Annotated in this window: 8 protein-coding genes, 2 tRNA genes and 3 rRNA genes; 4 read left to right on the forward strand and 9 right to left on the reverse strand. The window is 56.2% G+C overall.

Annotated elements, in window-relative coordinates:
* Nucleotides 1-58: 58 nt before the first annotated feature.
* The 6 genes from mrdA to ABV589_RS05700 form a co-directional block, all read right to left on the reverse strand.
* Nucleotides 59-1,951: a penicillin-binding protein 2 gene (mrdA, locus tag ABV589_RS05675; RefSeq protein ID WP_367085213.1), complete on the reverse strand. Its 1,893-nt coding sequence runs from the start codon at nt 1,949-1,951 to the stop codon at nt 59-61.
* 235 nt (nt 1,952-2,186) lie between these two features.
* Nucleotides 2,187-2,302 (reverse strand): 5S ribosomal RNA (gene rrf / locus ABV589_RS05680).
* 153 nt (nt 2,303-2,455) lie between these two features.
* Nucleotides 2,456-5,347: ribosomal RNA gene (locus tag ABV589_RS05685) — 23S ribosomal RNA — on the reverse strand.
* A gap of 247 nt (nt 5,348-5,594) precedes the next feature.
* A tRNA-Ala gene (locus tag ABV589_RS05690) sits at nt 5,595-5,670 on the reverse strand.
* Nucleotides 5,671-5,699: 29 nt separating this feature from the next.
* Nucleotides 5,700-5,776: transfer RNA gene (locus tag ABV589_RS05695), tRNA-Ile, on the reverse strand.
* Between the two features lie 81 nt (nt 5,777-5,857).
* A 16S ribosomal RNA gene (locus tag ABV589_RS05700) occupies nt 5,858-7,394 on the reverse strand.
* The 16S, 23S and 5S rRNA genes sit together here with 2 tRNA genes alongside, the layout of an rRNA operon.
* A 670-nt stretch (nt 7,395-8,064) precedes the next feature.
* Here ABV589_RS05700 and rhtA point away from each other — a divergent pair.
* Both rhtA and ABV589_RS05710 read left to right on the forward strand, forming a co-directional pair.
* A complete protein-coding gene (gene rhtA, locus ABV589_RS05705) occupies nt 8,065-8,952 on the forward strand; it encodes a threonine/homoserine exporter RhtA (RefSeq protein ID WP_367085214.1) in 888 nt (295 codons plus the stop codon).
* A gap of 169 nt (nt 8,953-9,121) precedes the next feature.
* Entirely contained in the window at nt 9,122-9,403 is a 282-nt protein-coding gene (locus ABV589_RS05710; RefSeq protein WP_007965435.1) for a hypothetical protein, read from the forward strand.
* A gap of 1 nt (nt 9,404) precedes the next feature.
* Here ABV589_RS05710 and ABV589_RS05715 read toward each other — a convergent pair whose 3' ends face one another.
* Nucleotides 9,405-9,983 (reverse strand): TetR/AcrR family transcriptional regulator, encoded by a 579-nt coding sequence (locus tag ABV589_RS05715; protein ID WP_367085215.1) that lies wholly within the window; start codon nt 9,981-9,983, stop codon nt 9,405-9,407.
* A gap of 92 nt (nt 9,984-10,075) precedes the next feature.
* On the opposite strand from ABV589_RS05715, the gene ABV589_RS05720 reads away from it, so the two are divergent.
* Nucleotides 10,076-10,804 carry an SDR family oxidoreductase gene (locus tag ABV589_RS05720; protein WP_367085216.1) on the forward strand — a complete coding sequence of 243 codons (729 nt, stop codon included), beginning with the start codon at nt 10,076-10,078 and terminating at the stop codon, nt 10,802-10,804.
* Nucleotides 10,805-10,843: 39 nt separating this feature from the next.
* Nucleotides 10,844-11,440: a 2-hydroxychromene-2-carboxylate isomerase gene (locus ABV589_RS05725; RefSeq protein ID WP_367085217.1), complete on the forward strand. Its 597-nt coding sequence runs from the start codon at nt 10,844-10,846 to the stop codon at nt 11,438-11,440.
* A gap of 49 nt (nt 11,441-11,489) precedes the next feature.
* Here the strand turns inward: ABV589_RS05725 and ABV589_RS05730 are convergent, their stop codons facing one another.
* On the reverse strand, nt 11,490-13,298 hold the full coding sequence (locus tag ABV589_RS05730; protein ID WP_367085218.1) for an aminopeptidase P family protein: 1,809 nt from the start codon (nt 13,296-13,298) through the stop codon (nt 11,490-11,492).
* 55 nt (nt 13,299-13,353) lie between these two features.
* Nucleotides 13,354-14,520, reverse strand: coding sequence for an aminotransferase class V-fold PLP-dependent enzyme (locus ABV589_RS05735; protein WP_367085219.1), 1,167 nt, complete (start codon nt 14,518-14,520; stop codon nt 13,354-13,356).
* Between the last annotated feature and the right edge of the window lie 74 nt (nt 14,521-14,594).

The following is a 14,594-nucleotide window of genomic DNA, read 5'->3' on the forward strand; positions in this document are numbered from 1 at the left end:
TGTCTCGACCGCTTCACAGCGCAGCCAGCGTGAGCCGGCGCTGTGAAGCTGATCCAGGTTACACGTGCGGATCACCCGGCGGCTTGGCCGGCGCCGCGTATTGCGGCTTGAGGTGGCCGTCCTGATCCAGTAGCCAGGCGTCCATGATCTGCCGCACCACGGGACCGGCAACCCGACCACCGGCCTCGCCATTTTCGATCATCACCGAGATGGCGATCTTCGGGTGCTCCGCCGGAGCGAAACCGACAAACAAGGCGTTGTCGCGATGGCGTTCCAGGGTTTTTTCACGGTTGTAGCGCTCGCCCTGCTTGATCGCCACCACCTGCGCCGTACCACTCTTGCCGGCGATGCGGTACTGCGCACCGGCCGCTGCGGCGCGCGCGATACCTCGGGCATCGTGCATCACCATCTGCATCCCGTGGTTGACCTGATCCCAGTCACGCGGATTCTTCAGCAGAATGTTCGGCATCGGATGCTCGTCGACCGGCGCCACGCCATCCACCGTCTTCGCCAGGTGCGGACGGTTCCATACGCCCTTGTTGGCGATCAGTGCGGTGGCCTGAGCCAGTTGTAACGGCGTAACCTGCATGTAGCCCTGCCCAATCCCGAGGATCACCGTTTCCCCTGGGAACCAGGCCTGACGGCGCGTGGCGCGTTTCCAGGCTTGAGATGGCATCAAACCGGGCGACTCTTCGAACATGTCCAGCGAAACTTTTTCGCCGAGGCCGAACATCGCCATGTAATCGTGCAGGCGATCGATGCCGAGCTTGTGTGCCAGGTCGTAGAAGTAGGTGTCGTTGGAGCGCATGATTGCCGCGTCCATGTCCACCCAGCCATCGCCACTGTGGTTCCAGTTGCGGTACTTGTGATCGAAATCCGGGAGTTGGTAGTAGCCTGGGTCAAAGACGCGGGTCTGCGGCGTCACGACACCCGCATCGAGGCCGGCAATCGCCACTTCTGGCTTGATGGTCGAGCCCGGCGCGTACAGGCCGCGCAGCACACGGTTGAACAGCGGCCGGTCGATGGAATCGCGTAGCGCCGAGTATTCCTTGGAGCTGATGCCAGTGACGAACAGGTTCGGGTCGAAACTCGGATTGCTGACCATGGCCAGCACTTCGCCGGTGGACGGGTCGAGAGCCACCACCGAGCCACGACGGTCGCCCAGTGCGGCTTCCGCAGCCTCCTGCAGTTTGACGTCGAGACTTAGAACGATGTTTTTGCCAGGCACCGGATCGGTGTGCTTGAGCACCCGTAATACTCGGCCCTGAGCGTTGGTCTCAACTTCTTCATAGCCAACATGACCGTGCAGTTGCGCTTCGTAGAAGCGTTCGATACCGGTTTTACCGATGGACTGCGTGCCACGGTACTCCACCGAATCGAGGGTCTTGGACTCTTTTTCATTAATCCGGCCAACGTAGCCGATCGAATGCGCGAAATGCGTACCCAGCGGGTAGTGACGAACGAATTGTGGCTCCACATCCAGGCCCGGCAAACGGAATTCGTTGACCGCTAAAACGGCGATCTGTTCTTCGGTCAGTTCATAGAACAGCGTCACTGGAGTAAATGGATGACGAGACTGCTTCATGGCCTTGTCGAAAACCGTGCGATCTTCGACGGGCAAATGCAGCAGATTGATCACCTCGTCCAGCTCCTGATTGACATCAGTGGCGCGTTCACGAGTGATGATCAGATTGTAACTGGGACGGTTATCGGCGAGCAGCACGCCATTGCGGTCATAAATCAGGCCTCTTGTCGGCGGGATCGGCAAGACGTGGACGCGGTTATTTTCAGAAATGGTCGAGTGGTAGTCGTATTCAACTACTTGCAGGATGTACAGACGTACCACCAGCGCGCAGCTGATAGCAAAGACGAACAGAGCACAGGCGATCAACCGCTTGTTGACCAGGCGCGTCTCTTTTTCGTGATCCTTGATCGGGATGGGTTCAGGCATTTCTACAGCAACTCTTTGGCATAATTTGAGTGCCGATCCGTGGGCATGACATCAGTCCGTTAAAAACGAGCTGCACCATACCAAAAACCGAGTGGTCACTTCAGAAGGATTTTCCCCAATGGCAGTCCCTGCGACGGTTGGAACTCTCGTGTCGTCTGATTCTGACGAGAGAAGCACTTTCCTGCGGGCAAAACAAAACCCCAACTGCTTTCGCAATTGGGGTTTCGGAATTTAATCTTGACGATGACCTACTCTCACATGGGGAAACCCCACACTACCATCGGCGATGCATCGTTTCACTTCTGAGTTCGGGATGGGATCAGGTGGTTCCAACGCTCTATGGTCGTCAAGAAATTCGGGGACTGACTCGCGGCCGGTTGGCCTCGCTTCAGTAAATCGGGTATGTGATACAGGTGTTTGTGAGCAGCGCGAACTTTCGGTTCATTGCGTCTTCACACACCGCAATCTGGTCTCTTTCGAGCATGCAGATTGCTTGGGTGTTATATGGTCAAGCCTCACGGGCAATTAGTATTGGTTAGCTCAACGCCTCACAGCGCTTACACACCCAACCTATCAACGTCGTAGTCTTCGACGGCCCTTCAGGGAACTCAAGGTTCCAGTGAGATCTCATCTTGAGGCAAGTTTCCCGCTTAGATGCTTTCAGCGGTTATCTTTCCCGAACATAGCTACCCGGCAATGCCACTGGCGTGACAACCGGAACACCAGAGGTTCGTCCACTCCGGTCCTCTCGTACTAGGAGCAGCCCCTCTCAAATCTCAAACGTCCACGGCAGATAGGGACCGAACTGTCTCACGACGTTCTAAACCCAGCTCGCGTACCACTTTAAATGGCGAACAGCCATACCCTTGGGACCGGCTTCAGCCCCAGGATGTGATGAGCCGACATCGAGGTGCCAAACACCGCCGTCGATATGAACTCTTGGGCGGTATCAGCCTGTTATCCCCGGAGTACCTTTTATCCGTTGAGCGATGGCCCTTCCATACAGAACCACCGGATCACTAAGACCTACTTTCGTACCTGCTCGACGTGTCTGTCTCGCAGTCAAGCGCGCTTTTGCCTTTATACTCTACGACCGATTTCCGACCGGTCTGAGCGCACCTTCGTACTCCTCCGTTACTCTTTAGGAGGAGACCGCCCCAGTCAAACTACCCACCATACACTGTCCTCGATCCGGATAACGGACCTGAGTTAGAACCTCAAAGTTGCCAGGGTGGTATTTCAAGGATGGCTCCACGCGAACTGGCGTCCACGCTTCAAAGCCTCCCACCTATCCTACACAAGCAAATTCAAAGTCCAGTGCAAAGCTATAGTAAAGGTTCACGGGGTCTTTCCGTCTAGCCGCGGATACACTGCATCTTCACAGCGATTTCAATTTCACTGAGTCTCGGGTGGAGACAGCGCCGCCATCGTTACGCCATTCGTGCAGGTCGGAACTTACCCGACAAGGAATTTCGCTACCTTAGGACCGTTATAGTTACGGCCGCCGTTTACCGGGGCTTCGATCAAGAGCTTCGCGTTAGCTAACCCCATCAATTAACCTTCCGGCACCGGGCAGGCGTCACACCCTATACGTCCACTTTCGTGTTTGCAGAGTGCTGTGTTTTTAATAAACAGTCGCAGCGGCCTGGTATCTTCGACCGGCATGAGCTTACGGAGCAAGTCCTTCACCCTCACCGGCGCACCTTCTCCCGAAGTTACGGTGCCATTTTGCCTAGTTCCTTCACCCGAGTTCTCTCAAGCGCCTTGGTATTCTCTACCCAACCACCTGTGTCGGTTTGGGGTACGGTTCCTGGTTATCTGAAGCTTAGAAGCTTTTCTTGGAAGCATGGCATCAACCACTTCGTCACCCAAAGGGTAACTCGTCATCAGCTCTCGGCCTTAAGATCCCGGATTTACCTAAGATCTCAGCCTACCACCTTAAACTTGGACAACCAACGCCAAGCTGGCCTAGCCTTCTCCGTCCCTCCATCGCAATAACCAGAAGTACAGGAATATTAACCTGTTTTCCATCGACTACGCTTTTCAGCCTCGCCTTAGGGACCGACTAACCCTGCGTCGATTAACGTTGCGCAGGAAACCTTGGTCTTTCGGCGTGGGTGTTTTTCACACCCATTGTCGTTACTCATGTCAGCATTCGCACTTCTGATACCTCCAGCAAGCTTCTCAACTCACCTTCACAGGCTTACAGAACGCTCCTCTACCGCATCACTTGCGTGATACCCGTAGCTTCGGTGTATGGTTTGAGCCCCGTTACATCTTCCGCGCAGGCCGACTCGACTAGTGAGCTATTACGCTTTCTTTAAAGGGTGGCTGCTTCTAAGCCAACCTCCTAGCTGTCTAAGCCTTCCCACATCGTTTCCCACTTAACCATAACTTTGGGACCTTAGCTGACGGTCTGGGTTGTTTCCCTTTTCACGACGGACGTTAGCACCCGCCGTGTGTCTCCCATGCTCGGCACTTGTAGGTATTCGGAGTTTGCATCGGTTTGGTAAGTCGGGATGACCCCCTAGCCGAAACAGTGCTCTACCCCCTACAGTGATACATGAGGCGCTACCTAAATAGCTTTCGAGGAGAACCAGCTATCTCCGAGCTTGATTAGCCTTTCACTCCGATCCACAGGTCATCCGCTAACTTTTCAACGGTAGTCGGTTCGGTCCTCCAGTCAGTGTTACCTAACCTTCAACCTGCCCATGGATAGATCGCCCGGTTTCGGGTCTATTCCCAGCGACTAGACGCCCTATTAAGACTCGCTTTCGCTACGCCTCCCCTATTCGGTTAAGCTCGCCACTGAAAATAAGTCGCTGACCCATTATACAAAAGGTACGCAGTCACCCAACAAAGTGGGCTCCCACTGCTTGTACGCATACGGTTTCAGGATCTATTTCACTCCCCTCTCCGGGGTTCTTTTCGCCTTTCCCTCACGGTACTAGTTCACTATCGGTCAGTCAGTAGTATTTAGCCTTGGAGGATGGTCCCCCCATATTCAGACAAAGTTTCTCGTGCTCCGTCCTACTCGATTTCATGACTAAGAGACTTTCGCGTACAGGGCTATCACCCACTATGGCCGCACTTTCCAGAGCGTTCCGCTAATCTCAAAGCCACTTAAGGGCTAGTCCCCGTTCGCTCGCCACTACTAAGGGAATCTCGGTTGATTTCTTTTCCTCAGGGTACTTAGATGTTTCAGTTCCCCTGGTTCGCCTCTTGCACCTATGTATTCAGTACAAGATAACCATCTTATGATGGCTGGGTTCCCCCATTCAGACATCTCCGGATCAAAGTCTGTTTGCCGACTCCCCGAAGCTTTTCGCAGGCTACCACGTCTTTCATCGCCTCTGACTGCCAAGGCATCCACCGTATGCGCTTCTTCACTTGACCATATAACCCCAAGCAATCTGGTTATACTGTGAAGACGACATTCGCCGAAAATTCGCAAAACTCTTAAGAGTCACTCACAAATTTTACCTTAGCCTGATCCGTTACCAGTGAAAGTAACGTTCAGTCTATCTTTCTATCACATACCCAAATTTTTAAAGAACGATCTAATCAAAAGACTAGAAATCAGCATTCACCATCACAGCGATGGAATGCTCATTTCTAAGCTTTCAAACTTCAGAAGCAGTGGTGGTGGAGCCAAGCGGGATCGAACCGCTGACCTCCTGCGTGCAAGGCAGGCGCTCTCCCAGCTGAGCTATGGCCCCGTATTTCTACAGGTTTCCCACACAAAAATTGGTGGGTCTGGGCAGATTCGAACTGCCGACCTCACCCTTATCAGGGGTGCGCTCTAACCAACTGAGCTACAGACCCAATTTCGGGCTGCTTCTATCGTCTTCTTCAATGAATCAAGCAATTCGTGTGGGAACTTATGGAGCAGCTGATGTCGTCGATTAAGGAGGTGATCCAGCCGCAGGTTCCCCTACGGCTACCTTGTTACGACTTCACCCCAGTCATGAATCACACCGTGGTAACCGTCCTCCCGAAGGTTAGACTAGCTACTTCTGGTGCAACCCACTCCCATGGTGTGACGGGCGGTGTGTACAAGGCCCGGGAACGTATTCACCGCGACATTCTGATTCGCGATTACTAGCGATTCCGACTTCACGCAGTCGAGTTGCAGACTGCGATCCGGACTACGATCGGTTTTGTGGGATTAGCTCCACCTCGCGGCTTGGCAACCCTCTGTACCGACCATTGTAGCACGTGTGTAGCCCAGGCCGTAAGGGCCATGATGACTTGACGTCATCCCCACCTTCCTCCGGTTTGTCACCGGCAGTCTCCTTAGAGTGCCCACCATAACGTGCTGGTAACTAAGGACAAGGGTTGCGCTCGTTACGGGACTTAACCCAACATCTCACGACACGAGCTGACGACAGCCATGCAGCACCTGTCTCAATGTTCCCGAAGGCACCAATCCATCTCTGGAAAGTTCATTGGATGTCAAGGCCTGGTAAGGTTCTTCGCGTTGCTTCGAATTAAACCACATGCTCCACCGCTTGTGCGGGCCCCCGTCAATTCATTTGAGTTTTAACCTTGCGGCCGTACTCCCCAGGCGGTCAACTTAATGCGTTAGCTGCGCCACTAAGAGCTCAAGGCTCCCAACGGCTAGTTGACATCGTTTACGGCGTGGACTACCAGGGTATCTAATCCTGTTTGCTCCCCACGCTTTCGCACCTCAGTGTCAGTATCAGTCCAGGTGGTCGCCTTCGCCACTGGTGTTCCTTCCTATATCTACGCATTTCACCGCTACACAGGAAATTCCACCACCCTCTACCATACTCTAGCTTGCCAGTTTTGGATGCAGTTCCCAGGTTGAGCCCGGGGATTTCACATCCAACTTAACAAACCACCTACGCGCGCTTTACGCCCAGTAATTCCGATTAACGCTTGCACCCTCTGTATTACCGCGGCTGCTGGCACAGAGTTAGCCGGTGCTTATTCTGTCGGTAACGTCAAAATTGCAGAGTATTAATCTACAACCCTTCCTCCCAACTTAAAGTGCTTTACAATCCGAAGACCTTCTTCACACACGCGGCATGGCTGGATCAGGCTTTCGCCCATTGTCCAATATTCCCCACTGCTGCCTCCCGTAGGAGTCTGGACCGTGTCTCAGTTCCAGTGTGACTGATCATCCTCTCAGACCAGTTACGGATCGTCGCCTTGGTGAGCCATTACCTCACCAACTAGCTAATCCGACCTAGGCTCATCTGATAGCGCAAGGCCCGAAGGTCCCCTGCTTTCTCCCGTAGGACGTATGCGGTATTAGCGTTCCTTTCGAAACGTTGTCCCCCACTACCAGGCAGATTCCTAGGCATTACTCACCCGTCCGCCGCTGAATCCAGGAGCAAGCTCCCTTCATCCGCTCGACTTGCATGTGTTAGGCCTGCCGCCAGCGTTCAATCTGAGCCATGATCAAACTCTTCAGTTCAAACATCTTTGGGTTTTTAAGAAACCCTAAACTTGGCTCAGCAATCGTTGGTTACATCTTTGATTTCTCGCGGAGTAACTTGTGATGCTGATAATCTTGTTGACTATCAGCCTGACTCCACAAGCACCCACACGAATTGCTTGATTCAGTTGTTAAAGAGCGGTTGGTTAAGATCTTTCGTCTCAACCGAGGCGCGCATTCTACAGCAGCCTCATTTGCTGTCAAGTGATTATTTTCAGAAGTTTTCGAAGATTTCTTCAACAACTTCAACCACTTGCGCTTCCGATCTCTCGTTAGCGGGAGGCGAATTCTACAGCGTTAAACGCTGCTGTCAACACCTCTTTTTCTCCGCTTTCGACCGAGAAGATCGAACCGTCAAAAGAGCCAAACATCACTGCCCTTTCAACTCCTTCCAGGCTTCGATGAACTGAAGCAAACCGCTGCCGAAAACTGCGCAACTCATTGAATCTCAAGGAGTTTTCCGTTTCGACTGCGCCGGAAGTGGGGCGAATTATAGACCTCCTGAATCTGCCGTCAACCGTTAATTTCAGTTTTCTATCAATGCACCGAAAAAGCCCGCTTCTATATAGACGCAACGGCAGCGAATGCGCAGTATATTGCCCAATAGGTAAAACATTACCCTGATCTCACCTTCGGATGATGCCTCGCAATGACAGACCAACCTCGCTCTCTGGCCTCAACGCTGTTCCCGGTTGGCCTTTTGTTAATAGCCATGGCATCCATCCAGTCTGGTGCCTCTCTGGCCAAGAGCATGTTCCCGGTGGTTGGCGCTCAAGGGACGACCACCCTTCGCCTGATTTTCGCCAGTGTGATCATGCTGCTGTTGTTGCGCCCATGGCGAGCCAGGCTGACCGCGCAGTCTCTGCGCACGGTGATCGTTTACGGCATGGCGCTGGGCGGGATGAACTTCCTCTTCTATATGTCATTGCGCACCGTGCCGCTTGGCATTGCAGTTGCGTTGGAGTTCACGGGCCCGCTGGCCGTCGCCATCTACGCCTCTCGCCGCGCAATCGACTTTCTCTGGATTGCCTTGGCGGCAGTTGGCCTGCTGCTGTTGATCCCGACCGGAGCGACATCTGCGGGAATTGATCTGGTCGGTGCCGGTTATGCCTTGGGTGCCGGCGTATGCTGGGCGTTGTACATTCTGTTCGGCCAAAAAGCCGGTGCCGACAACGGCGTAACGACTGCGGCCCTGGGCGTGATGATTGCCGCACTGTTTGTCGCTCCGATCGGCATCGTGCATGCCGGCGCGGCATTACTCACCCCGTCGCTGATCCCGGTCGCCATCGGCGTCGCCATCCTCTCAACCGCTTTGCCCTATACGCTGGAGATGGTCGCTCTCACCCGCATACCGGCCCGCACCTTCGGGACTTTGATGAGTATCGAACCGGCCTTTGGCGCGTTGTCCGGGCTGCTGTTCCTGCAGGAGTACCTCACGCTGTCACAATGGATGGCGATCCTGTGCATTATTCTGGCCTCTGTCGGAGCAACCATGACCATGGGCAGTAACGCCAAACCCGTTGTTGCGGCAGATTGAAACAGGATTTGACGAAGGTCTGGCAATTGGCGTTCATTTAGGCCATGTTTAGGCCCCTTAACTCAGTGCCAGGCATGGATTTTTTCGGACAGGGATATCAAACCGCTTAAAGCGCAGGCGAATACAGGCAGACCCGAGCGCCAGACTCGTGGCTACCATAAGGACGGTAATGAAACGAATTTTGATACTGATCGCTGTATTGGCAGTAGCGGGGTGCGCAGCCACCTCCAAGACTCAAGTGAAGCACGGTAAAAAAGGGCTGCACATCAACTGTTCCGGGCTGTCGTCCTCTTGGGACAAGTGCTACACCAGCGCCGCCAATGCTTGCGCCCCAAAGGGCTACAAAGTTATCGCCAAATCAGGGGACGCCGTGGAAGAGCCCGGCGACTACCCATTCGGGCTCAATCCAGCCGGTTATACCAGCCGCAGCATGATCGTCATTTGCAAATGAATCACTCTGGCTGCTCGCCTTGTCGAGCAGCCAACTGACGTCCGATTTCCGCATGACTGGATTTCAATACCGTCCGTTGAATGTCCGGTGTCAACAGCATCCGCGCCACCACCAATGCGCCGACGCATTGCGACAGAATGGCCCACGCCAGGCTGTCGCTCTCCAGAATGTGTGCCCAACTGGCATGCAGCCGACAAATCCACAACTCCGCCTGCTCACGAACCTGATCATCTGAACGGGCGATTTCCGCACCCAGTGTCGGCAAAGCACAGCCCGATTCAGGCTGCTCCACGTGAGCCATGCTCAGGTACTGTTTAAGACAGCGTTCCAGCCGTTCACGGTCCTGCGCTCCCTGCCCTCCCAGTCGCTCAAGGCTCTGACACAGTTCGCGCTCGACGATGGCGGTGAACAGCTCGTTTTTCGACGAGAAGTGACTATAGAACGCCGCGCCACTCAGGCCGATAGCCTTCATCAAACCATCGACACCGACTGTGGAAAAGCCTGAGCGCTTGGCTGACAGTGCGCTGCTGTTCAGCAGTTTTTCTCGGGTTTCCAGCTTGTGACCGGCGGAATACCGCATGTGCTTACCCTCTTGATCGACCGCCTTGACGTTGTCCGGATCCTAGCATAACGTTCGTTCACTTAACGATCGTTTACTAAAGGGATCTACCCATGAATAACAAGAAGGTCGTGTTGGTGGTGGGTGCTGGCGATGCCACCGGTGGAGCGATTGCCAAGCGCTTTGCCAGAGAAGGTTTTATCGCTTGCGTCACCCGGCGCAGTGCCGACAAATTGCAGCCGCTGGTCGAGGCGATTCAGGCCGAGGGTGGCGAAGCTCACGGCTTTGCCTGCGATGCGCGCAAGGAGGAAGACGTCATTGCATTGATTGAAGAGATCGAAACCCGCCTCGGCCCGATCGAGGCGTTTGTCTTCAACATCGGCGCCAACGTGCCTTGCAGCATTCTTGAAGAAACTGCGCGCAAGTATTTCAAGATCTGGGAAATGGCCTGTTTCTCGGGTTTTCTCAATGCCCGCGAAGTGGCCAAGCGCATGGTCACGCGCCAGCGCGGCACCATTCTGTTCACTGGCGCCACCGCCGGGCTGCGCGGTGCTTCCGGATTTGCCGCGTTTGCCGGCGCCAAACACGGTATCCGTGCACTGGCACAAAGCATGGCGCGCGAGTTGGGCCCGATGAATATCCACGTCGCCCATGTAGTGGTCGATGGCGCGATCGATACCGACTTCATCCGCAACAGTTTCCCCGAGAAGTACGCGACCAAGAATCAGGACGGTATTCTCAATCCCGAACACATCGCCGAAAACTATTGGTATCTGCACAGCCAGCCACGGGACGCCTGGACCTTCGAACTGGATCTGCGCCCGTGGAACGAACGCTGGTAAGACCCACTCCTCCATAACAATAAAGAGAGCGCAGCGAAGATGACGAAAACCGTGGAGTTCTATTTCGACCTCGGCAGCCCTGCCACCTACCTGGCCTACACCCAGTTGCCGAAGATCTGTGCCGACACCGGCACCCAGTTGATCTACATCCCGATGCTGCTGGGCGGCGTGTTCAAGGCGACCGGCAACGCATCACCGGCAATGATTCCGGCGAAGGGCCGCTACATGTTTCAGGATCTCGATCGCTACGCCAAGCGCTATGGCGTTCCGCTGAAATTCAATCCGCACTTCCCGATCAACACGCTGATGCTGATGCGCGCGGTCACCGGCATCCAACTGCGCCAGCCGGAACGCTTTCATGCGTTTATCGATTGTCTGTTCAAGGCATTGTGGGTGGAGGGGCGCCCTCTCGATGAGCCGGACACCGTTGCGGCGGTATTGAGCGAACACGGCTTCGTCCCCGATGAGGTCCTGGCCCTGACTAACGACGAGTCGGTCAAGGCTGTACTCAAAGAGAATACCGAGACGGCGATTAAACGCGGTGTGTTTGGTGCGCCGAGCATGTTTATCGACAATCAGATGTTCTTCGGTCAGGACCGCCTCGATTTCGTCGAAGAAGCCCTGCGTCAGGCTTAGAAACACCACAGAACCCGGACGCTGCCAGCAGCGCCCGGGTTTCAGCCACTCAGATCGCCGCTGTGCGCGTGTTCAGCCACTCCAGCGCAGCGCCTTCCAGCAACGGGCTCAGACGCTCACGCACTTCGGCGTGATAGGCGTTGAACCACTGTTTCTCTTCCTGCGTCAGCAAGGACGGCTCCAGGCAGCGCGTGTCGATCGGGCACAGGGTCAAGGTTTCAAACTTGAGGAACTCACCGAACTCGCTGCTCCCCGCCTCGCGGTTCATTGCCAGGTTCTCGATGCGCACGCCCCAACGCCCCGGACGATAGGTGCCCGGTTCGATCGAGGTGATCATCCCCGGTTGCATCGCCGTTTGCGGTGCTGGTGCTGCCTGATAGGCGATCACCTGCGGGCCTTCGTGGACGTTGAGGAAATAGCCGACCCCATGACCGGTGCCATGACCGTAATCCACGCTTTCCGCCCAGATCGGTGCACGGGCGATAGCATCGAGTAGCGGCGACAGAATGCCTTTGGGAAACTGCGCCCGCGATAGGGCAATCACGCCTTTGAGCACACGGGTGCAGTCACGCTTCTGCTCAGCCGTCGGCGTACCCACCGGCACCATTCGAGTGATGTCGGTTGTGCCGCCCAGGTACTGGCCGCCCGAGTCGATCAGCAGCAAACCGTCGCCCTCGATCACCGCGTGCTCTTCTTCGGTGGCGTGATAGTGCGGCATCGCGCCATTGGCGTTAAACGCGGCAATGGTGTTGAAGCTCAGCGACACGTAGTCAGGACGGCGTTCGCGGGCAGCAGTGAGTTTTTCGTCGATGGTCAGCTCGGTGATACGTTCACGGCCCCAGGCCGATTCCAGCCAGGCGAAGAATTCGCACAATGCCGCACCATCCTGTTCCATGGCCTGGCGAATGTGCTGTGCATCGGCCTCGCTCTTCTGCGACTTGGCAAGGGTGGTCGGGTTCAGGCCTTCGACCAGTTTTACCGCGCTGTCGAGGTTATCCAGCAAACCCGTGGTTACCCGTGCCGGATCCACCAGCAGGCTCGCCCCGCTCGGCACGGCACGAAGGGCGTCGTCCACTTCGCGGTAATCGCGCAGCGTCACGCCGTCCTGCTCCAGCACCGCACGCAACCCGGCATCGACTTTGCTCAAGGCCACAAACAACGTTGCTTGCTGTTGATTGATCAACGCAAAAGAAACAAACACCGGGTTGAACGATACGTCGCCGCCACGCAGGTTGAACAGCCAGGCGATGTCATCGAGGGTAGCGATGAAATGCCAGTCGGCACCGCGCTCGCGCAAGGTCTCACGCAGTTTGGAGAGTTTCTCGCCACGGCTGACCGTCGCTTGCGGCGGCAGATGGGGATAGATCGGCGCGTTTGGCAGGCGTGGGCGATCAGACCAGACTTCATTCAACAGGTCGATGTCGGTACGCAGACGCGCGCCGCGAGCCTCAAGCTTGCTGCTCAACGTACGCGCCGAAGCGACGGCCATCACCGCGCCATCGACTGCCACCAATCCACCTTCCGGTGTCTGCTCGGCCAACCAGTCCAGCGGGCTCGGCTGACCCGGTTGCAGCTTGACCAGTTCGATGCCGCTGCCCTTGAGTTCCTTGGTCGCCTGCTCCCAGTAACGACTGTCGGCCCAGACCCCGGCGAAATCAGCGGTGACAATCAAGGTACCGACCGAACCATGAAAGCCCGACAACCATTGCCGCCCTTGCCAGTAACCCGGCAGGTATTCCGACAGATGCGGGTCGGCAGATGGCACCAGCAACGCATGAATGCCTTCGCGGCGCATCAGTTCACGGGTGTGCGCCAGGCGCTGGGGAACCGTTCCTTCGGTCAAAGTCTGGGTACTCATCATGTCTCCTGCCAATCACTTCATCGTTATTGTTCGTAGCCGTGCAAACGGCTGGTTAAAGCCCTGTGGCCCAGAATGCCGGGGCACTGGCGCAGGCGCCTTTGATCAGTGCTGCCGCCTGATCGACATCGTCGGCGGTGGTGAAACGGCCGAGGCTCAGGCGAATGGTGCGACCGGCCAGCCGGGCGTCGTGCCCCAGTGCCAGCAACACGTGAGAAGGTGTGTTGCTCGCCGAGTTGCAGGCCGAAGTCGCGGAAAAGGCGATCGACTGGCTCAAGGCCGCACTGTTGAATTCACCTTCGCTGAAGGTCAGGCTCAACGTGTGTGCGATGCGCTGGCTGGCGCTGCCGTTGAGGCGTACGCCCGGCAGACTCAGCAACTGTTCGAGCAGCCGTTCACGCAGCGCCACGATGGACTTTTTCTCGGCATCGAATTCAGCTGCGGCCAGGGCGAATGCCGCACCCATGCCGGCGATCTGATGCGTCGCCAGAGTCCCGGAGCGCAGCCCGCCCTCGTGACCGCCGCCATGAATCTGCGCCTGCAAGCGCTGTTGCGCGCGGGGGCCGACATACAGCGCGCCGATCCCCTTGGGGCCGTAGAGCTTGTGCGCCGAAAACGACATCAAGTCCACTGGCCACTGCTGCAGATCAATCGCCACTTTGCCCGCACCCTGCGCGGCATCGACATGGAACAACGCGCCACGGCCGCGCACGACTTCACCGATGGCCGGGATATCGTTGAGCGTGCCGAGTTCGTTGTTGACCAGCATCAGCGACACCAGAAAGGTGTCGTCGCGCATGGCTTCGCTGACCGCCTGCGGGGTGATCAGGCCATCGGCGTCCGGTACCAGATAAGTCACCGCGACGCCGGCATCCTGCAATTGCCGGGCGGTATCGAGAATGGCTTTGTGTTCGATCTGACTGGTAATGATGTGGCCGCCGGCAACGCCGCGGGCCTGGGCCACGCCCTTGAGGGCAAGGTTGTTGGACTCGGTGGCGCCGGAGGTCCAGACGATCTGCGCGGCCTCCGCACCGACCAGTTCGGCGACTTGCCGACGGGCGTGCTCGACCGTGTGCCGGGCCTGCTGGCCGAAGGCATGGGAGCTGGACGCCGGGTTGCCGAAGTTACCGTGAAAACCCAGACAATCAATCATCACCTGGATGACCCGCTCGTCCACCGGGGTGGTGGCGGCGTAATCGAAATACAACGGACGTTTATTCATAAAAGACTCGCAGAGCGTGTTCCGGGATCAGGAGGCTCGTGTCTGCAAACGGCACAGCGCAGCCTTGTGAGCTG

It is taken from the genome of Pseudomonas sp. HOU2, assembly GCF_040729435.1.
In the GTDB taxonomy this organism is placed as follows: Bacteria; Pseudomonadota; Gammaproteobacteria; order Pseudomonadales; family Pseudomonadaceae; genus Aquipseudomonas.

Bases quoted from the DNA above. Each gene is read 5' to 3' on its own strand.
- mrdA (WP_367085213.1), bottom strand. From the start codon at position 1,951: ATGCCTGAACCCATCCCGATCAAGGATCACGAAAAAGAGACGCGCCTG.
- rhtA (WP_367085214.1), top strand. From the start codon at position 8,065: ATGACAGACCAACCTCGCTCTCTGGCCTCAACGCTGTTCCCGGTTGGC.
- ABV589_RS05710 (WP_007965435.1), top strand. From the start codon at position 9,122: ATGAAACGAATTTTGATACTGATCGCTGTATTGGCAGTAGCGGGGTGC.
- ABV589_RS05715 (WP_367085215.1), bottom strand. From the start codon at position 9,983: ATGCGGTATTCCGCCGGTCACAAGCTGGAAACCCGAGAAAAACTGCTG.
- ABV589_RS05720 (WP_367085216.1), top strand. From the start codon at position 10,076: ATGAATAACAAGAAGGTCGTGTTGGTGGTGGGTGCTGGCGATGCCACC.
- ABV589_RS05725 (WP_367085217.1), top strand. From the start codon at position 10,844: ATGACGAAAACCGTGGAGTTCTATTTCGACCTCGGCAGCCCTGCCACC.
- ABV589_RS05730 (WP_367085218.1), bottom strand. From the start codon at position 13,298: ATGAGTACCCAGACTTTGACCGAAGGAACGGTTCCCCAGCGCCTGGCG.
- ABV589_RS05735 (WP_367085219.1), bottom strand. From the start codon at position 14,520: ATGAATAAACGTCCGTTGTATTTCGATTACGCCGCCACCACCCCGGTG.